16 protein-coding genes are annotated in these 21,925 nt (G+C 72.1%); 6 read left to right on the top strand and 10 right to left on the bottom strand.

The genetic code is table 11. The features are described 5' to 3' along the window. Positions 1-27 precede the first annotated feature (27 nt). The 3 genes from MOPEL_RS14720 to MOPEL_RS14710 all read right to left on the bottom strand — a co-directional run bounded on the left by MOPEL_RS14720 (position 28) and on the right by MOPEL_RS14710 (position 5,403). Positions 28-483: an ATP-binding protein gene (locus tag MOPEL_RS14720; protein WP_051992352.1), complete on the bottom strand. Its 456-nt coding sequence runs from the start codon at positions 481-483 to the stop codon at positions 28-30. Positions 484-569: 86 nt separating this feature from the next. Then, on the bottom strand, positions 570-4,832 hold the full coding sequence (locus MOPEL_RS16240) for an efflux RND transporter permease subunit (RefSeq protein WP_009483677.1): 4,263 nt from the start codon (positions 4,830-4,832) through the stop codon (positions 570-572). Positions 4,833-4,953: 121 nt separating this feature from the next. Further along, positions 4,954-5,403, bottom strand: a complete 450-nt coding sequence (locus MOPEL_RS14710; RefSeq protein ID WP_141631382.1) for a hypothetical protein — start codon at positions 5,401-5,403, stop codon at positions 4,954-4,956. Between the two features lie 104 nt (positions 5,404-5,507). On the opposite strand from MOPEL_RS14710, the gene MOPEL_RS14705 reads away from it, so the two are divergent. The 3 genes from MOPEL_RS14705 (at position 5,508) to MOPEL_RS14695 (ending at position 8,017) form a co-directional block, all read left to right on the top strand. Then, positions 5,508-6,533 carry an enoyl-CoA hydratase/isomerase family protein gene (locus MOPEL_RS14705; protein ID WP_009483675.1) on the top strand — a complete coding sequence of 342 codons (1,026 nt, stop codon included), beginning with the start codon at positions 5,508-5,510 and terminating at the stop codon, positions 6,531-6,533. Between the two features lie 189 nt (positions 6,534-6,722). Continuing rightward, positions 6,723-7,403, top strand: coding sequence for an SAM-dependent methyltransferase (locus MOPEL_RS14700; protein ID WP_009483674.1), 681 nt, complete (start codon positions 6,723-6,725; stop codon positions 7,401-7,403). Then, complete coding sequence (locus MOPEL_RS14695) at positions 7,400-8,017, top strand: hypothetical protein (protein ID WP_009483673.1); 618 nt, start codon at positions 7,400-7,402, stop codon at positions 8,015-8,017. Before MOPEL_RS14700 ends, MOPEL_RS14695 begins: the two co-directional genes overlap by 4 nt. 186 nt (positions 8,018-8,203) lie before the next feature. Here the strand turns inward: MOPEL_RS14695 and MOPEL_RS14690 are convergent, their stop codons facing one another. Continuing rightward, complete coding sequence (locus MOPEL_RS14690; protein ID WP_009483672.1) at positions 8,204-11,791, bottom strand: bifunctional proline dehydrogenase/L-glutamate gamma-semialdehyde dehydrogenase; 3,588 nt, start codon at positions 11,789-11,791, stop codon at positions 8,204-8,206. Between the two features lie 132 nt (positions 11,792-11,923). On the opposite strand from MOPEL_RS14690, the gene MOPEL_RS14685 reads away from it, so the two are divergent. Continuing rightward, positions 11,924-12,670 (top strand): AraC family transcriptional regulator, encoded by a 747-nt coding sequence (locus MOPEL_RS14685; protein ID WP_009483671.1) that lies wholly within the window; start codon positions 11,924-11,926, stop codon positions 12,668-12,670. A gap of 141 nt (positions 12,671-12,811) precedes the next feature. Here MOPEL_RS14685 and MOPEL_RS14680 read toward each other — a convergent pair whose 3' ends face one another. Further along, entirely contained in the window at positions 12,812-14,377 is a 1,566-nt protein-coding gene (locus tag MOPEL_RS14680; RefSeq protein WP_009483670.1) for a DEAD/DEAH box helicase, read from the bottom strand. A gap of 414 nt (positions 14,378-14,791) precedes the next feature. On the opposite strand from MOPEL_RS14680, the gene MOPEL_RS14675 reads away from it, so the two are divergent. Further along, positions 14,792-15,427, top strand: a complete 636-nt coding sequence (locus MOPEL_RS14675) for an LON peptidase substrate-binding domain-containing protein (RefSeq protein WP_051992343.1) — start codon at positions 14,792-14,794, stop codon at positions 15,425-15,427. On the opposite strand, the gene MOPEL_RS14670 is transcribed toward MOPEL_RS14675, so the two are convergent. Together MOPEL_RS14670 and MOPEL_RS18635 are read right to left on the bottom strand one after the other, a co-directional pair. Beyond that, complete coding sequence (locus MOPEL_RS14670; RefSeq protein ID WP_009483668.1) at positions 15,424-16,602, bottom strand: acyltransferase family protein; 1,179 nt, start codon at positions 16,600-16,602, stop codon at positions 15,424-15,426. The genes MOPEL_RS14675 and MOPEL_RS14670 overlap by 4 nt on opposite strands. A 181-nt stretch (positions 16,603-16,783) precedes the next feature. Next, a complete protein-coding gene (locus MOPEL_RS18635; protein ID WP_009483667.1) occupies positions 16,784-17,347 on the bottom strand; it encodes a DUF4870 domain-containing protein in 564 nt (187 codons plus the stop codon). A 229-nt stretch (positions 17,348-17,576) separates the two neighbouring features. Here MOPEL_RS18635 and serA point away from each other — a divergent pair, with 229 nt between their 5' ends. Then, complete coding sequence (gene serA / locus MOPEL_RS14660; protein ID WP_009483666.1) at positions 17,577-18,770, top strand: phosphoglycerate dehydrogenase; 1,194 nt, start codon at positions 17,577-17,579, stop codon at positions 18,768-18,770. Between the two features lie 76 nt (positions 18,771-18,846). On the opposite strand, the gene MOPEL_RS14655 is transcribed toward serA, so the two are convergent. From MOPEL_RS14655 to MOPEL_RS14645, 3 genes are read right to left on the bottom strand one after another with little or no spacing between them, the layout of a single operon-like run. Continuing rightward, positions 18,847-19,692 carry a carbohydrate ABC transporter permease gene (locus MOPEL_RS14655; protein ID WP_009483665.1) on the bottom strand — a complete coding sequence of 282 codons (846 nt, stop codon included), beginning with the start codon at positions 19,690-19,692 and terminating at the stop codon, positions 18,847-18,849. Beyond that, complete coding sequence (locus MOPEL_RS14650; protein WP_174270603.1) at positions 19,689-20,630, bottom strand: carbohydrate ABC transporter permease; 942 nt, start codon at positions 20,628-20,630, stop codon at positions 19,689-19,691. Before MOPEL_RS14650 ends, MOPEL_RS14655 begins: the two co-directional genes overlap by 4 nt. Further along, positions 20,627-21,925, bottom strand: a complete 1,299-nt coding sequence (locus MOPEL_RS14645; RefSeq protein WP_009483663.1) for an ABC transporter substrate-binding protein — start codon at positions 21,923-21,925, stop codon at positions 20,627-20,629. Before MOPEL_RS14645 ends, MOPEL_RS14650 begins: the two co-directional genes overlap by 4 nt.

Raw genomic sequence — 21,925 nt, 5'->3', positions numbered from 1 at the left:
CCCGGTCGACGCCTCTTTGCGACGCGGTCAGAGGCGGCGGCGACGGGAGGGTCCGCCGAGGGCGGCCCACACGGTGCGGCCGTTGCGTTCGTCCTGCACACCCCACTCGTGGGCCATGCTGCGGACGATGCGGAGACCCCGGCCGCGGACGGCCCAGAGGGAACGACGCACGGGCTTGGCGATCGTGTCGCCGCCGCCGTCGCGGACCTCGACCTCGACCGAGCCGCTCTTGACCTTCCACCGCACCCGCACGCAGCCGTCGGCGAGGGGGCGGGCGTGGAACACGGCGTTGCCGACGAACTCGGAGACGACCGCCTCGGCCTCCTCGACGACCGCGCGGCCGACGCCTCGGGCGGTGAGGTCCTCGGAGATGATGCGTCGGGCCTGGCGCACCGAGGCCGGCGCGTGGGGCACACGCACGCTCTTCGTTCCCTCGACGGGTGAGGTGGGGGCCGCATCCTGCGTGGTGGGCGCGTCCTGCATGGTCGTCACGGTGCACTCCTTCGACGTCGTCGTCGTGAGGCCACCTAACCACCAGGGCCCCCCTTGCGCAAGAATCGCCCGTCCCGTCACGTCTGCGGCGGCTCCGCGTCGTCGTCACGGACGGTGGGGCGCGCCGTGGGTCCGGCCGGGTCGGCGGGGGATTCGTCGCGCGGCCCGTTCTCGGACCGGGCGACGTCACCCTCGGCGGTGCGCGACGCGGGCGGCGTCCCCTCGGCGCGCCGGGCGGTGGACCCGAAGGTACCCGACCCCTCGGATCCCTGCGGCGCGGCGGAGACACCGGACGCGACGGTCGCGCCTGACGAGACGGGCGCATCTGCCTCGGTGGTCCGCGGCGGCGTCTCGGCGAAGGGATCGCGGGGGTTCCCACGTCCCGCCCGGCGACGTTCGACGAGGAGGTAGAGCGCCGGGACGACGAGCAGGGTGAGGGCGGTCGAGCTGAAGAGGCCGCCGATGACGACGAGTGCGAGCGGCTGGGAGATGAACGCGCCGCCGCCGGAGAGGGACATCGCCATCGGGACGAGCGCGAGGATCGTCGCGAGCGCCGTCATGACGATGGGGCGCACACGGTCGCGGGCGCCCTCGACGACGGCTTCCTCGACCCCGGCTCCGGCGGCGCGGTGCTGGTTGACGAGGTCGATGAGGACGATCGCGTTGGTGACGACGATGCCGACGAGCATGAGCAGACCGATGATCGCCGGCACGCCGAGGGCGGTGCCGGTGAGCTCGAGTGCGGCGAGCGCGCCGGTGGCGGCGAGCGGGACGCTCACGAGGAGGATGAGCGGCTGGATGAGACTGCCGAACGTCGCGACCATGACGACGTAGACGATGGCGATCGCCACGAGCAGCGCGATGCCGAGCTGCCCGAACGCCTCCTGTTGGTCGGCGCTCACACCGCCGATGGTGGCGGAGGCGCCGGCGGGGAGCTGCGTCGCGTCGAGGGCCGACTGGATGTTCCGCGTGAGGCCGCCGAGGTCGTCGCCCTCGGGCACCGCGGTGATGAGTGCGGTGCGGCGGCCGTCGACGCGGCTGATCGACGCCGCGGTCTTCGTCCTGTCGACGTCGGCGACGGTGTGGAGACGCACGGTCTTGCCGTTGAGGTCGCTGCCGACGGGGATGTCCTCGAGCGCGGCGATCGTCTCGGGTGCGGGGCGTTCGTGGACGACGACGTCGTGACGCTGCTGGTCGATCTCGACCTTGCCGATGGTCGCGCCTTGGAGGGCGTTCGAGACGGCGAGGCCGATCTGCGGCTCGGTGAGTCCGCGCTTCAACGCCTCGGCGCGGTCGACGTCGATGCTGAGCTGCGGCACGTCGGCGGCGAGATTGTTCGCGATGTCGCGGGTCCCCCCGACGCCGCGGACGGCTTTCTCGACGGTGTCGGCGGCGGCGCGGAGGTCCGTGTCGTCGGCGGCCTGGACGGAGACCTCGACCTGGCGGCTGCCGGGGCCGCCACCGCCGGACTCGGAGACGGAGACGGTGCCGAGATCCGCGTGCTTCCGTGCCTCGGCGCGCAGGGCCTCGGAGACGGCCTTGGCGTCGGATCCCTCGTCGAGGGTGACGGTCGTGCGGGCGGTGTTGCTGCCGCCGCCGGAGAACAGCGCCTCGAGGCCGCTGCCGCCGGAGCCGGTGATGGTCGTCTGCACGGAGGCCACCTCGGGCCGGGCGCGCACGAGACGTTCGAGGGCCTTGGCGCGGTCGTCGGTCTTCTCGAGGGTGGTGCCGGCGGGGAGGCTCTGCGTGATCTGGAGGGAGTTCGAGCCGGAGTCGCCGATGAAGTCGGTCTTGAGACCCGTGGCCGCGAGGCCCGTGGCGCCGAGGAGGAGGAACGCGACGAGGAGGGTCGCGACGGGGCGACGGAGCGCGAGCCCGAGGGCCGGCATGTAGGCCCGCTGGACGAGGCCCGCGCTGTCGGTGTCGTGCGTGCGGGGTGCGCGGCGCGACCGGGGCCACCGCGTGCGGCCGGAGCTCTCGGAGGAGCTCTCGGAGGAGCCACGGACGAACCAGTAGCCGAGCACGGGGATGATCGTGAGCGCGACGAGCAGGGACGCGCTCATCGCGAGGGCGACGGTGAGGGCGAACGGCCGGAACAGCTCACCGGCCTGGCCGCCGACGACGCCGATGGGGAGGAACACGGCGACGGTGGAGGCCGTGGACGCGGTGATGGCGGCGGCGACCTCCTTGACGGCTGCGGGGATGGCGACGTTCTTGGGTTCGCCGAGGTCGAGGTGCCGCTTGATGTTCTCGATGACGACGATCGAGTCGTCGACGACGCGGCCGACGGAGATCGTGAGCGCGCCGAGGGTGAGGATGTTGAGGGAGAGCCCGCCGGTCTTCATGCCGATGATCGCGACGAGCAGCGACATGGGGATCGACAGGGCCGTGACGAGCGTGAGCGGCAGCGAGAGCAGGAACGCGAACACGACGAGGACGGCCATGACGAGGCCCAGGGCGCCCTCGGTGCCGAGGTCGTCGATGGACTGCTCGATGAACGGCGCCTGGTCGAAGACGACGGCGAGCTTTCCGCCGGGGATCTTGGACTGGGCGTCGGTCAGCTTGTCCTGCACGGCGTGGGAGACGTCGACGGCGCCGGCCTCGGGGGTCTTGGTGATCGCGAGGGTGACGCTGGGGCGCCCGTCGGAGCGGGAGACCCCGGCGCCGGGCGCATTCACGAGCGCGACCTCGGCGACGTCGCCGAGGGTGTGGATCTTCGGGGTGGGGACGGTCTGGTTGCCCTGGAGGGCGGAGAGCTGCTTCTGCAGTTCGGAGAGCCCGGCGAGTTGCGCCTGCAGGCCCTGCAGTTGCTTGAGCTGTCCCTGCAGCTGCGACAGCCCCGCGAGCTGACCCTGCAGGCCCTGGAGCTGCTGCAGCTGCCCCTGAAGCTGGGCGAGCTGCCCGAGCTGCCCCTGCAGACCGCGGAGCTGCTCGAGCTGACCCTGCAGCTTGCGGAGCTCACCGAGCTGACCCTGCAGCCCCTGGAGCTGCTCGAGGCCCTTGAGCTGCTTCTGCAGCTGCTCGAGCCCCTGCAACTGACCCTGGAGCTGTTCGAGCTGCTGGAGGGCGGCGATGAGCTTCGGGAGCTGCTCGAACTGCTTGACGAGTTCGGGCAGCGGCGGGAGCCCCTCCGGCCACGGCGTGCCGGGCGGCAGGGTCGTGGGGAACGCGGTCGGCAGGGTCGTGGGCAGGGCGGTGGGCAGCGTCGTCGGCAGACCGGTGGGGCGACCCGTCGGGTGGTCGGTGGGGCGGGTCGTCGGACGGCCCGTGGGGCTGCCCGTGGGACGCGTGGTGGGGCTGGGCGAGGCCGAGGTCGAGGTGGGTGACGGCGGGGTGCTCGTCGCCGTTCCCGTCGGGGAGGGCGTGCCGGTGGGGGTGCCGGTGGGCGAGGTGGGGGTCGGCGGCGTCGGCGCCATGACCCGCGCGTGGGGGACGGGGGCGAGCATCCCCATGCCGCCCATCGCAGGCGGGCCGCCCATGCCGCCGGTCCCGCCCGCGCCACCGGCGCCGGTACGGGGCTTCGTACCCGTGCCCGCCCTGGGTGCGGCGCCACCTCCCCCGCTTCCCGCGGAGAGTTGGGCGAGGGGGTTCGCGGCGCTCTTGGGGAGGGCGGCGAGGGGGAGATCGCGGATCTCCTCGACGCTGGTGAGGCGGCTGCCGGTCTGGACGCTGAGGTCCTGGCCGCCCTCGGTGAGACGGCCGCCGGGGACGACGACGCCGTTGGCCTGGAGCAGGCTCGTGACGGAGGAGGCCGTGATGCCGAGGCGCTTCATCTCGTCCTCGTCGAGGTCGATGCGCACGATCTTGTCGGCGGCACCGCTGACCTGCACCTCGCGGACGCCGGGGACGTCCTCGAGTTCGGGGACGACGAGGTTCTTGACGCGTTCGGCGAGCTGGTCGGCGTTCTCCCCACCGCTGGCGGCGATCTGCATGACAGGGAAGTCGTCGATGCTGCCGGTGATGACGCGAGGGTCGGCGCCCTCGGGGAGGTTGCGGACGGCGAGGACGGCGCGTTGGATCTTGGCCTGCGCCTGGGGCAGGTCGGTGCCGTACTTGAGGTCGACCGTGACCGACGACAGGCTCGCCGACGAGGTCGACTCGACCTTCTCGACCCCTTCGACGCCGAGCACGGCGGCCTCGATGGGGCTCGTGACCTGGTCCTCGATGACCCCCGGCCCCGCGCCGGGCACGACGGTGACGACCCCGGCGATCGGGATCTGCAGCGGCGGGATGAGTTCCCGACGCATCCCCCCGAGGGCGATGAGCCCACCGATCATGATGAACACGGTGACGAGCGCGATCAGCGCGCGGTTGCGCAGGCTGAACCTGGTGAGGAACACGCGAACTCCGATGAGTGGAACGGTCGGCGCAGGGTCCCCGTGCCCGACGCGTCGGAGTCTGCCACAGCACCCCGACAGCCCTTCGACCTTCGGCGACGGGTCCGACGGGCGGGTGGGGGCCCTACACGCGTCGACGGGGACCGCGCTCGACCACCTGCCCGTCAGGGATTCGAGAAGCCGTCCCGGTGGAGGTCGTCGACGATGACGTCGAGGGCGGCCTCGTGGGCGGGTGTGTGGACCCTGCCGCCGTCCTCGCGAACACCTCCACCTCGTCGAGGTATCCGTCGACCACGTGAAGAAGGACGTGGACCGTCGCCCCGTCGTCGTCCGGGTACGGCGCCTCGACCGGGATGCGCTGCTCCACGGGCGCGGGCTCCCCGCACGACGACATGAGAAAGAGCCCGCCGGCGGCGTCGGCGGACTCCACCTGCAGCCCCCGCCGCTGCTCCACGAGCTCGTCCCGGCCCGGGAACCGCTCTTCCAGAAGTCGGTCGACCACCACGAGGGAAATACTCACCCTCCGACTCTCCCCTGCGGGCCCTCCTCGCGGCACGAGGTCCGCACGGGCCACCGGCGACCTCGGACGACCCCGGTCACCGCGGCCGAGCACAGCGCCCGCGTTACGGTGGACGCGCCCGCACCGGGAACGATGCAGGACGCGATGAGGAGGACGACGTGGGTGACGTGACCGAGACGAACGTGAGGTTCGAGCGCCGGGGAGCGCTCGGGCACGTGATCCTCGACCGCCCGAAGGCGATCAACTCCCTCACCCTGCCGATGGTCACGGCCCTGCGCACGCAGTTGCGCGAGTGGGCCGACGACGGCGCCGTCGAGGTCGTCGCCATCACCGGCGCCGGGGAGAAGGGGTTGTGCGCGGGCGGAGACGTCGTCTCCGTACGGCAGGCCCTCCTCGACGGCGACGCCGACGCCGCGATGGCGTTCTTCGACACCGAGTACGACGTCGACGGCCTCATCGGCGCCTACCCCAAGCCCGTCGTCGCGTTCATGGACGGCGTGTGCATGGGCGGCGGCATCGGCATCGCCGGGCACGCCTCGCTGCGCATCGCCACCGAACGCACCAAGATCGCCATGCCCGAGACGAAGATCGGGTTCTTCCCCGACGTGGGCGGCCTGCACCTCCTCGCCTCCGCACCGGGCGAACTCGGCACCCACCTCGCCCTCACGAGCTCCGTCGCCACCGGCGCCGACGCCGTGCTCCTCGGCGTCGCCGACGTCCTCGTCTCCTCCGAGGCGATCCCGGGGATCCTCGCCGGTCTCGAGTCCGGCGAGGTGCCCGCCCCCGCCGACCTCGGCTCCACCACCCACCCCGCACCCCTGGAGGAGGACCGCGCCTGGATCGATGCCTGCTACACCGGCGACGACGCCGCCGCGATCCTCACCCGCCTGCAGGAGTGGGACGGCGAGGGTGCCGAGAACGCCCACGCCGCCGCCGAGGCCATCGCCGCCCGCTCCCCGTTCTCCGTGTGCGTGACGCTCGCCGCTCTCCGCCGCGCGGCCACCCTCGGCTCGCTCGACGCCGTCCTCGACCAGGACCGCGCCCTCGCCCACGCCTTCGGCGACGAACCCGACTTCCGCGAGGGCGTCCGCGCGCTCCTCGTCGACAAGAGCAACGACCCTCACTGGCGTCACGACTCGCTCGCCGACGTCCCCCGCTCCGAGCTGCCCGCACCGCTCGCCTGACCCGCACGCCTCCCCCGACGTCGGGGAGCCTTCCTGCCGTCACACCGCCGATGCCGTCCCCACCCCCTCCGTCCGGAACGGGGGTGGGACGGAGCCGGGCTCGCGTCCCCTCCCCGCCTGACCCCGGCGCCACCCGCCGACGCCCGGCCGTCGAGTGGCGACACCCGCGACCTTTGACACGATGAGCGGGTGAGCACCCCCGACTTCGACCGGATGTACGCCGACGACCCCGACCCGTGGCAGGTCGCGACGAGTTGGTACGAACGCCGCAAGATCGCGGTCGTCCTCGCCTCGCTGCGTCGCCCCCACTACGGGTACGTCTGGGACGCGGGCTGCGGCACGGGGGAACTCGCCGCCGGTCTCGCCGGGCGTGCGGATGCCGTGCTCGCCACCGACGCCTCCGGTGAGGCCGTCGCCCTCGCCACGACCCGCCTCGCGGAGTTCGACCACGTCCGCCTCGCGCGCTCGCCGCTGCCCGGCCGCCCGGACGTCCTCGACGGTGCGCCCGACCTCGTCGTCGTGAGCGAGGTGCTCTACTACCTCGACGCCGACGACCGCGCCGCGACCTATGCCCTCGTCGACGACGTCGCCACGCCGGACGCCGACCTCGTCCTCGTCAACTGGGGCCCGCACCCCGACGACGCCCACGTCTCCGGCCTCGAGGCGTTCAACGAGGCCGCCGCCGCCCTGGCCGCCCGCGGGTGGGGCCGCATCGTCACCCACACCGACGCCGAGTTCCTCCTCGGCGTGTTCTCCCGCGACGTCCCCGGCGACGTCGGCGGACGCGACACCGCCGACGGCGAGGACGCCGACTCCCCCGCGACCCCGGACGCACGCGCCGACACCACCCCCACCGAGGAGACCCGATGACCCGCCACACCTTCCAGGGCTTCATCGCCGGGATGGGCACCGCCGAGGGCACCCGCCTCGTCGTCGGCCACTGGCCCACGTCGCCGCTCGGGTCGTTCACCGACGTCATGGTGGAACGCCCCACCGGCCAGCGGCTGCTGCTCGCGCCGAGCATGGAGGTCGCCGAGTTCGTCATCGCGACGTACTCCTTCGACGACGTCGTCCTCACGCCCGTGACCTGCGACATCGACCGCAACGCCGCGATCGGCCCCGCGGAACGGTGGAGCGTCGAGGCCGGGCCGCTGCGGTTGGCGTTCACCACCGGCGGGCGCACGGCCCTCGGGTGGCTGCTCCACACGATCCCGCATCAGGTCGCGACGGCCCCGGCGTTCTGCCGGTTCGCCGACCACCCCGCCCGCGTCGTGGGCCTGCGCACCGCGGGCACCGCCGGCGGCGGACGCAAGGAGTACTACGGCGCGCACGACGTCCACGACGTCACCTCACTCGTCGCCTCGTGGACGGACACCGACCTCGGCCCCCTACGCCCCGTCACCCCGCCCGTGCGCTTCGGGTTCGGCTCCACCCCCGCCCGCCCCAGCGTCACCTCGGTCGTGACGACGGTCGACACACCCTGACCCCGCCCGGCAGCGCCGACGTCGTGACATCGAGACGACAGGACGCCGCCTCCGGAGACGGACACGCGCCACCGTCTGATCTTTCGTCGACGGTCTCGACCACCGTCGTCCGTGCACCCCCGTCGAGACGGGCAGAGCGATGCGCCCCACCCCCGGCGACCGGAGGTGGGGCGCATCGTGGGTCGGTCAGAACGCGCCGGCGCCCTTGTCGAGGTGGCCGTAACGGTGCATCGTGCGGCTCACGGCCTGCTCGCGCAGGAAGAAGAGCAGCTCGCGGCGGCCGGTGGCGAGGACGGGGTCGGTGTAGAGCGTGACGAGGCCACGCGCCTCCTCCTCGCGCAGTGCCTGCAGGAGTTCCTCGTTCGACCCGAGGACCCGCAGTCGACCACCGACGTCGCCGCGCTCGACGCGGAGGAGGAAGTCCTCCCCCGTCTCCGCCGCGTCGACGGAGGAGGCGATGATCTGCAGCGCCTCGTCGACGTCGGCGTCCCGCCCCTGCATCGCCTTGAGCGTCGCGCTCGTCGCCGGTGACAGCGACAGGCGCATCGGGGCACCCGTGACGATCGCGCCCAGCACGAGACGCAGCAGTTCGGCGAGCGACGTGCCGTCCTCGGCCCGCACCCACACGTCCGGGTGGACGCGGTACCGGAACACGTTCGTCTCGACGACGAGGTCGGAGTCGTCACGCTCGACGCCGAACTCGTCCTCGAAGGCACGGGCGTCGCTCGCCGCGGCGGCGCGGAGCCACGTGCGCTCCTCCCGCTCCGGGAGCATCGGCAGGAACGCGCGCAGGGCCCGCCGCACGGCCGGTTCGAGGTCGCCGAACTGCGTGGGCAGCCCGTCGGGCTCCCAGCGGCCGAGCTGCGCCACATAGTTGGGGCCACCGGCCTTGGCACCCGGCCCCACCGAGCTCTCCTTCCAGCCGCCGAAGCTCTGGCGGCGGACGATCGCGCCGGTGATGTGCCGGTTGACGTAGAGGTTGCCCGCCTCGACGGTCTGCATCCATTCGTCGATCTCGTCGGCGTAGAGGGAGTGCAGACCGGCGGTGAGGCCGTAGGCCGTCGCGTTCTGCAGCTCGATCGCCTCGGTGAGGGAGTCGGCACGCATGAGGCCGAGGACCGGCCCGAAGACCTCGGTGAGGTGGAAGAACGAGCCGGGTGCGACGCCCTCCTTGAGGCCCGGGCTCCACAGACGGCCGGTATCGTCGAGCTGCCGCGGCTCGACGATCCAGCGCTCGCCGGGCTCCAACGTCGTGAGCGCACGCCGCAGCTTGCCCTCCGGCGGGGCGATGACGGGCCCCATCGTCGTCGAGAGGTCCTGCGGCCATCCGACGCGGAGCGACTGCACGGCGTCGATCAGCTGCCGCCGGAACCGCTCGGAGTCGGCGACCGACCCGACGAGGATGCCGAGGGAGGCCGCCGAGCACTTCTGCCCCGCGTGCCCGAACGCCGAGGTGACGAGGTCGGCGGCGGCGAGGTCGAGGTCCGCCGCCGGCGTGACGACGAGCGCGTTCTTGCCGGAGGTCTCGCCGTACACGCGGGCGCCGCGGGCGTGCTCGACGCGCCACCCGGCGAAGAGGTGCGCGGTCTCGCTCGCGCCGGTGAGGACGACGGTCTCGACGTCGGGATGGGAGACGAGGCATTTGCCGACCTCGCCCTCGTCGGTGCGGACGACCTGAGCGACCTCGGCGGGGATGCCCGCCGCGTGCAGCGCCTCCATGCCGAGCTCGACGCACCCGGGAGTGGCGTTCGCGGGCTTGATGATCGCGGCCGACCCGGCGGCGAGGGCGGCGAGGACACCACCCATGGGGATCGCGACGGGGAAGTTCCACGGCGGCGTCACGAGCGTCACGGTGCACGGCGTGAACCGGGCGCCGTCGGCGGCGAGGTCGGAGTCGAGGTCGGCGACGCGGTCGGCGTAGTAGCGGGCGAAGTCGATCGCCTCGCTCACCTCGGGGTCGGCCTGTTCGAGGGTCTTGCCGCCCTCCGCGGCCATGACGGTGAGGAACGTCCCGCGCCGCTTCTCGAGCTCACGGGCGGCCTCGCGCAGCAACGCGGCGCGTTCGGAGGCCGGGCGGGCCACCCACTCGGCCTGTGCCCGCACGGCGGTGGCGACGACGTCGTCGACGGCCTCGGCGCTCTCGAGCACGGGGGAGGTGAGCGGCGGCGGCGTCGCCTCGAGCGCCTCCTTCGCCCACGCGCGCACCTCGGGCAGCGCCGGGTCGGAGTCGGGGGTGTTCTCGAACGTGTCGCCGATCTCGGCCCGCTGCGCGCGACGCCGTGGGCCGACCGACGTCGCGGGGATCGCCTCGACGGACTCTCGGAACCGCTCCTCCTGCTCCGCCATCGGGCTCTCTCCGGAGCGGGAGCCGTCGTCGAAGATCGCGTGGAGGAAGTTGCCGGGTGTGGCGTTCTCCTCGAGGCGGCGGATGAGGTAGCTCACCGCGACGTCGAAGTCCTCGGGCGCGACGACGGGCGTGTAGAGCAGCACCGTGCCGACGGCCTCCTTGACCGCACGGGACTGCGCCGGGGCCATGCCCTGCAACATCTCGATGTCGAGGGAATCGGTGACGCCTCGCTGCTCCGCGAGGAGGTGGGCCGTCGCGATGTCGAAGAGGTTGTGGCTCGCGACGCCGACACGGATCGCCGCGGGACGTCCGTCGACGCTGCCCGCCGCATCCTCGCGAAGCATCCGTTCGACGCAGCGCAGGTAGTTGGCGTCGACCTCGGCCTTCGTGTCGTACGGGGCCTGCTCCCACCCGTGGATCGCGGCCTCGACCTGCTCCATCGCGAGGTTCGCACCCTTGACGAGGCGGATCTTGATGCCCGACCGCCCCTGGGCCACCCGCTCCTGGGCGAACGCGATGAGCTCCTCGAGCGCCGGCAGCGCGTCGGGCAGGTACGCCTGCAGCACGATGCCCGCCTCGAGCTGGTGGAACTCCGGCTCGAGGAGCATCCGCGTGAACAGGTCGATCGTGAGGTCGAGGTCGCGGTACTCCTCCATGTCGAGGTTGACGAACGCCTTGGGCGACTTCTCGTTCGCGACGCGGTAGAGGGGGCGCAGCCGCTCGAGGCAGTGCGCGACGGTGCCCTCGTGGTCCCACGTGCTGATCTGGGAGACGAGCGAACTCACCTTGATCGAGACGTAGTCGACGTCGTCCCGCTCGAGGAGCTCGGTGACGCGCTGCGTGCGCGAGGCGGCCTCGTTCTCGCCGAGGACGGCCTCGCCGAGGAGGTTGACGTTGAGCCGGAACCCCTCGGCCCGCGCCTGCGCGAGGTGCTTCTTCAGCGCCGGGTCGTGGGAGTTGCCGACGAGGTGACCGACCATCTGCTTGAGACGCGTGCGCGCGAGGGGCACGACGAGGCTCGGCGCGAGGGTCGCGACCTTGGCGCCGAGGCCGAGGAGGGCACGGTCGCCGGTGTCGAGGAAGCTCGAGGCGTTCTTCGTCGTGAGGTGCGAGAGCTCCCGCGCGGCGGCGGCGTTGTCCTCCGGGCGGGCGACGCGGTCGACGAACCGGACGGCGAAATCGAGTCCCGCCTCGTCGCGGACGAGGGAGGCGAGCTGGCCGGTCGTCGCCTTCTCGGCCTTCGTCTGCTCCCGCTCGGTGGCCTCCGCCCAGCGGTGCGCGAGCGCGACGGCCTCCTCCACGAGGGGCGCGAGCGCGTCACGGGCGGTCGTGTCGCCGGTCTCGGTCGCCGTGCCTGCGGGGATGCCCGAGGCCTCGTCGCGTGCAGGCTCGTTCGCGGAGGGGGACGTCGTCGTCGACTCGTTCATCCGGCCAGTATCGGGACGCGCCGGAGGGTTCGTCTTGTCGATTCTCCGCAGACCCACTGCGCCACGCGAACACCCTGCCACCCACCGGCGACCCCACCCGGGGGGTGCCCCCGGCCGCGTCGATGATCGACGATGGGTGACATGACCGCCGAGCCGCACCTCCTCACGTCCGAGCTCCGGGCGGCGACGGGGGGCGCGATGCTCGACCTGCTCGACGACCTCACGACGACGATGTTCTGTGTGAAGGACACGGCGGGCCTCTACGTCGCCGTCAACACGACCTTCGTCCACCGCGCCGGCAAGCGGTCCCGCCGGGAGGTCCTCGGCCGCAGCGCGGCTCAGCTCTTCGTTCCCGAACTCGCGGAACGGTACGAGACGCAGGACCGTACGGTGATGGAGACCGGCCGCTCCCTGCACCACGAGCTCGAGCTCATCAGCGCGCGGGGCGGGCGGCCGCGGTGGTTCCTCACGAACAAGGTGCCGCTGCGGCACGAGGGGCGGGTCGTCGGCCTCGCCTCGCTCAGCCAGGACGTCGGCGCCGACGCCGTCGACGACCCGGCGATGACGTCGCTCACCCGCGTCGTCGAGCACATCGCCGCCCACGTCGGCCGACCCATCCGCGTGCCGGAACTCGCCGACGTCGCGGGCTGCAGCGTCGACACGCTCGAACGCCGCGTCCGCCGCGTGTTCCACCGGTCGCCCGGGCAGCTCGTCCTCACGACGCGCATCGACCGCGCGACGGCCCTCCTGCGGGAGTCCGACCTCCCCCTCGCCGACGTCGCGGGCCGCTGCGGCTTCTACGACCAGGCCGCGTTCACCCGCACCTTCGCCCGCCTCACCGGCCGCACCCCCGCCCAGTTCCGCCGCGACCACGCGTGACTCCTGCGCCGGTCGAGCACCAGCGGTTCGTCGACGGCGCGGCGGCGGGTCGCCGGTCCGCCGGAATCACGGGAATCACAGGGCGGGCACGACGAGGCCCGGCCCCCGACGAACGGGAACCGGGCCTCGTGGAGGAGCACGTCAGCGGCGACGGCCGGCCGAGGAGCGCGAGGAGAAGGCGGCCGCACCACCGGGCCCGCCGCCCTCGCGGCGCGGAGCCCCCTGCGACGATCCCTGGCCGCGACCGGAGGACTGACCGGCCGAGCGCGACGACTGGGTCGACGAGGAGGACGAGGCGCCACCACGGCCGTAGCCGCCACGTCGTCCACGACCCCCACCGGCGGCGCGCTGCTCGCCCTGCTCGGCGGAGCGACGTGCGTCGCCACCGGACCCGCCACGACGACGGCCCTGGCCACCGGAGTCACCACGGCCGGACTCGCCACGGCGGGAACGTCCCTCGCCGCGGCCCCGACCGCCGGAACGCCCCTGACGCTCGGGCGCGGCCGGCGGCACGATCGGCGCGCGCACCTCACCCGTCGCGGCGCCGCCCTGGGGGGCGAGTTCGGCGAGGAGGGGGTGCGCGGCGGTGACGCGGGTCGTCGTCGGGTTGATGCCCGCGGCCTTCGTGAGGAGGCGGACGTCCTTGACCTGCTCGTCGGTCATGAGCGTGACGACGGTGCCCGCGGCGCCCGCCCGCGCGGTGCGACCGGAGCGGTGGAGGTACGCCTTATGCTCGACCGGCGGGTCGGCGTGGACGACGAGTTCGACGTCGTCGACGTGGATGCCGCGGGCGGCGATGTCGGTGGCGACGAGCGTCGTCACGTCACCGTTGTGGAAGGCGTCGAGGTTGCGCACGCGGGCGTTCTGCCCGAGGTTGCCGTGGAGTTCGACGGAGGAGACGCCCGCCTGGTTGAGCTGCTTGGCGAGCTTCTTCGCGCCGTACTTCGTGCGCGTGAACACGACCGTGCGGGAGTCCCCGCCGGTGAGTCCGGCGACGACGTCGAGGCGGTCCGCGGCGTTGATGTGGAGGACGTGGTGGTCCATCTTCGACACCGGCGACTGCGCCGAGTCGGCGTGGTGCGTGACGGGGTCGTGGAGGAACCGGTCGGCGATGACGCCGACGCCCGCGTCGAGCGTCGCGGAGAAGAGGAGGCGCTGCCCGTCCTTCGGCGTCGCGGCGAGGATGCGCTTGACGCCGGGGAGGAACCCGAGGTCGGCCATGTGGTCGGCCTCGTCGAGGATCGCGATCTCGATCGCGTCGAGGCGGCAGTGGCCCTGACCGATGAGGTCCTCGAGGCGTCCCGGGCAGGCGACGAGCACGTCGACGCCCTTCTGGAGGCCCTGGACCTGCGGGTTCTGGCCGACGCCACCGAAGACGAGGAGGGTGCGCAGACCCATCGCCTTGGCGAGCGGCGCGAGGGAGGCCTCGACCTGGCGGGCGAGTTCGCGGGTCGGCACGAGGATGAGCGCCCGCGGACGGCCGGGACGACGAGGCGTCTTCGACTCGGCGAGACGCGCGACGAGCGGGAGGCAGAACGCATACGTCTTGCCGGAGCCGGTACGGCCACGGCCGAGGACGTCGCGCCCGGCGAGGGAGTCGGGCAGCGTCGCCGTCTGGATCGGGGTGGGGTCGGTGATGCCGGCGTCTTCCAGCACGGAGACGAGGGCGGCGGGCACGCCGAGGCGCGCGAAAGCAGAGGTGGTCAAGAACGTCCTTCATCGGTGGGGGCCCAGACACGCGCGCCGACGATGGCTGCAGCGTGACGACGACGTGAAGGTCGTCGATGTCCGTCGGGCGGAGGCGCTCATGGATCAGGCGCTCGGAAACGGACGTCCCCCCACCGTACGGCACACCGCCGCGATCACCGAACACGCGTCGTTCCGCACGACCGTCGAGGTCACCGGGATGCGACGCGCCCGGGACCCGAGGCCCCCGAGACCCCGAGTCCCGTACGCGGATACGCCACGAGAACGGAGTCGATTCGGTCACGGAGCCCGTCCCTGCAGGTCGTCGCCCCGGCCCGGCCGGGATGGGGGCGGCGATTCCGTTCTCAGGGCGCGACGCCGCCGGGTCGTGCCGGGGTGCGACGGACCGGAACGGTGGACGGTAGCGTCGACGACATGGAGTCCCTGCCCCTCTTCCCGCTCGGATCGGTGCTCCTGCCGGGGGTGCGGTTGCCGCTGCGGGTGTTCGAGCCGCGCCATCTCGCGCTGACCGCGCACCTCGAGCGCAGCGACGACCCCGTCTTCGGTGTCGTCGCGATCCGGCGCGGCCGGGAGGTGGGGGCCGGGATGCCGGACCTCTACGAGGTGGGGTGTGCGGCACGAATGACGGCCCTCGTGCGACACGAGGGGCATCTCCTCCTCGAGGCGGTGGCGGAGCGCCGGTTCCGCATCGAGTCCGTCCACGAGGAGCGGGCGCCCTACCTCGTCGCCGACGTGACGTGGGCGGACGGGGAGCAGGACACGGCACCCGACGATCTCGCGTGGGCCGCCCGGGAGGGATTCCAGGATCTCCTCGACGTCGTCGGCGGGCGTGTCGCGGGACTGCCGGAGGATCCGTCCCTCCTCGCGGCGTCGATCCTCGACGGCCTCGGACTCCCCCTGCCCGAGCAGCAGGCCGTCCTCGAGGCGGGCGATGCGGTCGAACGCCTGCGGGCGATCCGACGCCTGTGCCGACGCGAGGCCGCCCTCGCCGAGAGCCTGGGGATCCGCAGCGCGTCGGTGACCCCGAGCGCCCGGCTCAACCAGAACTAGGACGCGACGCGGTCGGCCGCGACTGTCGAGCCGGGTCGGCGGGACCGTGCCCACGGTGCCGGCATCGACTTGTGCGCGAGCGCGGGGGACTCGACGAACCGCCACGACACGGCGGCGACGAGACCGGAGAGGAGCAGGGTGAGGAGCACGAACCCCACCTCACCGACGCGACCCACGCCGGCGACGGCGAGGAGCGTGACGATCGGCCAGTGCCAGATGTAGAGGCCGTAGGAGAGATCGGTGCGGGGGTTCCACGTGAACGGGAGCCGCACCATGCCCCACAGGACGAGGTAGGCGAACGCGGGTGAGGCGAGGACCCGGTAGTCGGGGAGCTGCACGAGGGCGGGGCCGAGCACGACGAACGAGAGGACGGCGAGACGCCCGTCGATGCGGAGCCGACCGGCGTAGACGTACCCGGCGACGCCGAGGAGGAACATGAGCGCGAGGCGACGCATCTGCCAGGCGGGGACCTCGGCGACGCCGAGCGTCGTCGCGAGGGCCGCCGCCCACAGGACGCCGATCCCGACGAGGACGAGATGCCGCCGCCGCGTGAGGGCGCCGACCAGCCCGAGGACGACCACGCCGACGTAGCAGAGGAACTCGTAGAAGAGCGTCCACAATGCGCCGTTCACGACGCGGGGGGTGAACGTCCCCGACGGCAGGCCGGCGACGCCGTAGTCACGGACGAGCAGGAACGCGTTGCCCGTGACGTACCGCAACGACTCGGGGAACACCGCGCGCGGGTCGTCGCCCTCGAGCCACGCGAGGAGCGGCGCGACGACGAGGGCCGTGACGACGAGACAGGCCCAGAACGCCGGCATGATCCGTACGACTCGGTGCCACAGGTATCGGCCGACGCCCGGCAGGCGAAGGTAGCTCATCGTGACGAGGAACCCGCTCACGACGAAGAATCCGTCGACGGCGAGGTCGCCGAGGTAGGTCGGGCCGAGGGCCGGGTCGTCGTGGAACTGCGGCTGCCACCCGAACGCGACGGCGAGGGCGTGGGAGACGGCGACGAGGGCCGCGAGCGCGAGCCGCATCATCGTGAGGCTGTTGCGCCGTGGGTCGAACGTCTCGCGGAGCGTGACCCCCGCCCCCGGCGACTCGGACCGCGGATGCGTCTGCGCATGGTGCTCCTCGCGCAGCCGACCGGTCGTCCTCTCGTCGCGCGACATCCGACGTCCCCCATCCCTTCCCCGACACTCACGTAGCGTCGACGTCGACTCTCACGCTACGGGAGGGTGCGGGAGGTCGCAACGTGACCACGGCCCCCACCCGGATCGGGTGAGGGCCGTGGAGGGCGATCCTGCGCCTCGTCGGCGTGAATCGGAATGCGTTGTGCGAGTGGGGAACTCGTCAGTGCAGGACGGGGATCTGCAGGGGGTAGCGGTACGGCTGCCCCTTGTCGGCCCGCATCGCGCCGAGGATCGGCATGACGATCGAGGCGACGCCCACGACGAGACCGAGGACGAGCGCGATCGGGATCCCGAAGAACGTGATGACGAGGAGCCACACGAGGATCGACGCGACCGACACGGCGAGGGAGAAGTTGAAGGCCCCCGCCGACGCCTGCCGCACGAACGGGCTCCGGTCCTTGTAGACCAGCCACAGCACGAGCGGACCCACGAAGGTGAGCCACCCGGCGCTGAGGAGGAGCCCGACGATCATCGACAGATGCGCGAGCATCGCCATCGACCGCTCGGAGGGCTCGACGGGGCCGCCCGGGACACCGGTGGGACAGGGGGCACCACCCGGGTACGGGGCACCGGAGGGCCGGGTGTCCTGCGGCCCCTGCCCGTACGGCGTGCCGTAGCCGGGGGCGGCGTGGTCGTACGGCCCGGGGGCGGGATGCCCGGTGGCGCCGTACCGGGGCGAGTCGTCACCCCGGGAGTCGTCGGCGGGCGGGAAGGTGTGGGACATCGTGGCCTCCTGGTCGGATGACACCACCATAGTGAGGCCGGGCCGTTCGTGGACGGGGACACTCATCGGGCTGTGGAGGCGGGGCCGTTCCGGCCGTCGGAACGGCCCTCGACGGCACGGTCGGCATGCCGGTGACGCGGTCGACGACACGGCCGGTGACGCGGATCGCGGTGTACGCCACGTGGACACCGCGACCATCACGAGGCGTGGGGGTGGCACGATCGTCCGTGTGAAGGCCTTGCTTCTCGAGAACATCCATTCCGTCGCGGTCACCACCCTGGAGGAGGCCGGCTTCGAGATCGAGACCCGCATGGGCGCCCTCGACGAGGCCGAACTCGTCGAGGCCCTCGCCGGCGTCGACGTCCTCGGCATCCGGTCGACGACCCACGTGACGCGGGAGGTGCTCGCGGCGAACCCACAGCTCCTCGCGGTCGGCGCGTTCTGCATCGGCACGAATCAGATCGACCTCGCCGCCGCGGCGTCGCTCGCCGTGCCGGTGTTCAACGCGCCGTTCTCCAACACGCGGTCCGTCGTCGAGCTCGTCCTCGCCGAGATCATCCTCCTCGCGCGGCGCCTCACCGAGAAGGACCGCAACCTCCACGAGGGCGTGTGGGACAAGCAGGCGAAGGGCAGCCACGAGATCCGCGGCCGCAAGCTCGGCATCGTCGGGTACGGCAACATCGGCAGTCAGCTGTCGGTCGTCGCGGAGATGCTCGGCATGGACGTCTACTTCTATGACCGAGACGACAAGCTCGCCCTCGGCAACGCGACGCGCTGCGGCTCCCTCGAGGAGCTCCTCGACATCGCGGAGTGCATCACCCTCCACGTCGACGGCGCACAGAGCAACGCCGGGTTCTTCGGCGCGGAGCAGTTCGCGCGGATGCGGCCGCGGTCGCTGTTCCTCAACCTTTCCCGCGGGTTCGTCGTCGACTACGACGCGCTGCGGGAGAACCTCCTCTCCGGCCACATCGCCGGTGCGGCGGTCGACGTGTTCCCGAACGAGCCGAGGAGCCGCGGCGACGCGTTCTCCTCGCCGCTGCAGGGGATCCCGAACGTCGTCCTCACCCCGCACGTCGGCGGGTCCACCGAGGAGGCGCAGGAGGACATCGGCCGGTTCGTCGCGGGCAAGCTGCGCGACTACACGACGCTCGGCACGACCACCCTCAGCGTCAACGCACCCACCCTCACCCTCTCCCACACCCCGGGCGGGGTGCGGCTCGCGCACATGCACGCGAACACGCCGGGCGTCATGGCGACGGTCAACGCGATCCTCGCCGAGAACGACATCAACATCGACGGGCAGCTCCTCGCCACGCGGGGCGACTACGGCTACGTCGTCACAGATGTGAGCAGCGACATCCCGCACGACGTCGTCGAGGCGATGCGCGCCATGCCCGAGACGCGGCGCCTGCGCGTCATCTGACGCCGATCGGGCCGACGTCCGCACGAGGTGCGTGGCGTCGGCCCGATCCGTACGGTCGGCCTCTTGGGGTGGCCGGTCAGCCGCCCGCGATGCCGGAGCGTTCGACGCCCTCGACGATCCACCGTTGGAGCAGGACGAAGACGACGAGCAGCGGCACGACCGAGACGAGCCCTGCCATGAAGAGGTGGCCGAGGTCGACGCTCTGCGCGGTGAGCATCGTCGAGAGGGCGATCTGCACCGTCCACGCGTTCTGGTCCTGGGCGACGACGAGGGGCCACAGGAACGCGTTCCACGTGCCGATGAACGTGATCGTGCCGACGGCGGCGGTGATGCCGAGGGAGTTCGGCACGACGATGCGCCAGAACGTCCCCCACGGGGTGAGCCCGTCGATGGCCGCGGCCTCCTCGAGCTCGCGGGGGAAGCCGAGGAAGAACTGGCGGAAGAGGAACGTCGCGAGGGCCTGGAAGAGCCCTGGCACGATGAGACCCCGCAGCGTCGACACCCACCCGAGGGTGGAGACGAGGACGAAGCTCGGCACGAACGTGACGGCCGCGGGCACGAGGAGCGTCGCGGTGACGAGGACCATGACGAGGCGGCTCCACCGGTAGGGGATGCGGGCGAGCCCGTACCCGGCGAGACCGGAGAGGAGGAGCACCCCGAGCGTCTGCGTCACGGCGATGAAGAACGAGTTGAGCAGGGCCCGCGCGAACGGCACCATCGGGTCGGAGAACAACCCGGTGAGGTTGTCGAGCGTGGGCGCCGGCGGCAGCCAGCGCCATTCGGGCGCCGTGATCTGCGCCGTCGTCATGAACGCGTTGCGGGCGAGCAGGTAGAACGGCAGGAGCATGGCGAGCGCCCCCGCGACGAGGACGGCGTACCGGAGCGCGGCGCCCGTACGGCCGCGTCGGCCTCCGACGATCATGCGTCCTCCCTCGTGAACCGGCCGAACAGGAGCGCGACGAGTGCGATGAGGGCGGTGAGGACGACGGCGCCGGCGCTGCCGTGGCCGAAGTCCTGCCCGCTGCCGAGCGCGACGAAGTAGAGGTAGACGAGCGGCGGACGCGCGTACGGCGGGTAGGAGCCGAAGCTGCCCAGGATGTTGTAGAACTCGTCGAACGCCTGGAACGCGTTGACGAGGAGCAGCAGCGACACCGCGATCGACGTCGGCCGCAGGAGCGGCAGGGTGATGTGGCGGAACACCGTCCACCCCTGCGCCCCGTCGATGGCCGCGGCCTCGTAGAGCGAGGGGTCGATGCGTTGGAGGCCCGCGAGGAACAGGATCATGAAGAACCCCGTCTGCAGCCACAGTCGCGCCGTGACGATGACGAGCCAGTACCAGGGCGGGGTCGTCACCGACAGCCACGGGATCGGGTCGACGCCGAACCACGCGAGCACCGTGTTCGCGAACCCGAAGTGGACGCCGGAGAATATCGACATCTTCCACACGAGCGAGGCGACGACGTAGGAGCACGCGGTGGGGAGGAAGTACACCGAGCGGAAGAACGTCTGCCCCCACCGCGAGCGCACGACGAGCACCGCCACCGCGAGGGAGAGCGCGAACGTCGTGGGCACGATGAGCGCGGCGAACACGACGAACGTGCCGAGCGAGGAGACGAACGCCGAGTCGGTGAGCATGTCGACGTAGTTGCGCAGACCGACGAACTCTGACGGCGTCACCGTGTTGTAGGCGTCGAAGAAGCTCAGCCCGAGGCTCCACACGATCGGGACGTACGTGAAGAGCACGAGCCCGGCGAAGAACGGGCCGACGAACACCCAGAACCACCACGCGTCGCCCCGCCGGTGACGACGCCGCACCGCGGGGCGGGGCGCCGACCGGGCGGGGGCCGATGCGGGGGTCACTTCTTCACGCGGGCCAGTTCGGCCTCGACGATCTTCTCGAGCCCCGCGATCTCCTTGGCCGGGTCGGCACCGTTCTTGACGATGCGCGACATCATGTCGGTGAACGCCGTCGTGCTCTTCGGCGTCCACAGCAGGTGCGACTGGGCGAAACCGTGCCGCTGCGCGAGGGTGACGGCCTCGGCCGCCGGACCCGTGCGGAGCTTCTCGGCCTGCTTGGCGATGCTCTGACGTGCGGGGACGTGGAGTCCGTAGCTCGTCGCGAAGTCGACCTGCTTGTCGGCACCGTCGACCCACAGCCACTTGACGTACTGCTTGGCCGCGTCGACGTCCTGACTCTTGGCGGAGACGCAGGAGCTGTAGGCACCGATCGTCACATTGGGGGACCCGCCGGACATCGACGGCCACGGGAGCACCCCGAAGTCGTCGCCGACGGCCTTGGCGATGTCGGGCAGGTTCCACAGACCGGTGAACTGCATCGCCGTGAGGCCCTGGGTGAACGCGTCGGGCGCGAACCAGTCGTTGGGGGCACCGAGGAGGAGGTGGCCACTCGTGAAGAGGGTGCGGAGCACGCCGAGCGCCTTGGCCGCGGCAGGGTCGTCGAATCCGAACGCGCCGGAGTCGTCGAGGTAGTCGAACCCGGCCGAGCGGAGCATGGGGCCGCCCATGAGGGAGGCGCCGCCGTCGTTGCCGAGGAACAGGCCCTTGACCTTGCCCTTCGTGAGGGTGCCCGCCGCCTCGACGAGTTCCTCGATCGTCGTGGGCGGGGCGACGCCGGCCTCGGTGAACATCGACGTGCGGTAGACGAGGAGCTGCACGTCCATCACCTGCGGGACGGCCCAGATGCGGCCCTGGTGGGAGACCCGCTTGACGAGCGCCGGGTTGAAGTCGCCGAGCGCGTCGCCGAAGACGTCGGTGAGGTCGGCGACCTGACCGCTGCGGATCATGTCGATCGTCGGGCCGTTCGCGTACTCGAAGACGTCGGGAGCCTTGTCGGTGACGAGCGTCGCGACGACAGTCTGGTCGTAGTCGCCCGGCTTCCACGTGACGTCGACGGTGGCGTCCGGGTAGGACGCGGCGTACCGCTTGACGGCCTCTTGCGTACCCGCCTCACCGTACTGGTGGTACCACTGCTGCAGCGTCGGACCGCCGGCGGAGGAGCCTGACGGGGCCGCGGCCGGGTCGGGGCGGCCGGTGTTGCCGCCGCAGGCGGCGAGCGTCGCGGCTGCCGCGAGACCACCGCCGAGGCCGAGGAGTCGACGTCGGCTGAGCTGCGAACCGGTGAGCGGGTGAGTCAT

It is taken from the genome of Mobilicoccus pelagius NBRC 104925, from assembly GCF_000247995.1.
GTDB lineage: Bacteria > Actinomycetota > Actinomycetes > Actinomycetales > Dermatophilaceae > Mobilicoccus > Mobilicoccus pelagius.
This window is presented reverse-complemented; position numbering and strand designations above follow the sequence as displayed.

Excerpts from the sequence above, each read along its gene's own strand:
- MOPEL_RS14720 (WP_051992352.1), bottom strand. The coding sequence starts at position 483 with ATGCAGGACGCGCCCACCACGCAGGATGCGGCCCCCACCTCACCCGTC.
- MOPEL_RS14695 (WP_009483673.1), top strand. The coding sequence starts at position 7,400 with ATGACCCGCCACACCTTCCAGGGCTTCATCGCCGGGATGGGCACCGCC.
- MOPEL_RS14690 (WP_009483672.1), bottom strand. The coding sequence starts at position 11,791 with ATGAACGAGTCGACGACGACGTCCCCCTCCGCGAACGAGCCTGCACGC.
- MOPEL_RS14685 (WP_009483671.1), top strand. The coding sequence starts at position 11,924 with ATGGGTGACATGACCGCCGAGCCGCACCTCCTCACGTCCGAGCTCCGG.
- MOPEL_RS14675 (WP_051992343.1), top strand. The coding sequence starts at position 14,792 with ATGGAGTCCCTGCCCCTCTTCCCGCTCGGATCGGTGCTCCTGCCGGGG.
- MOPEL_RS14670 (WP_009483668.1), bottom strand. The coding sequence starts at position 16,602 with ATGTCGCGCGACGAGAGGACGACCGGTCGGCTGCGCGAGGAGCACCAT.
- MOPEL_RS18635 (WP_009483667.1), bottom strand. The coding sequence starts at position 17,347 with ATGTCCCACACCTTCCCGCCCGCCGACGACTCCCGGGGTGACGACTCG.
- MOPEL_RS14655 (WP_009483665.1), bottom strand. The coding sequence starts at position 19,692 with ATGATCGTCGGAGGCCGACGCGGCCGTACGGGCGCCGCGCTCCGGTAC.
- MOPEL_RS14645 (WP_009483663.1), bottom strand. The coding sequence starts at position 21,925 with ATGACTCACCCGCTCACCGGTTCGCAGCTCAGCCGACGTCGACTCCTC.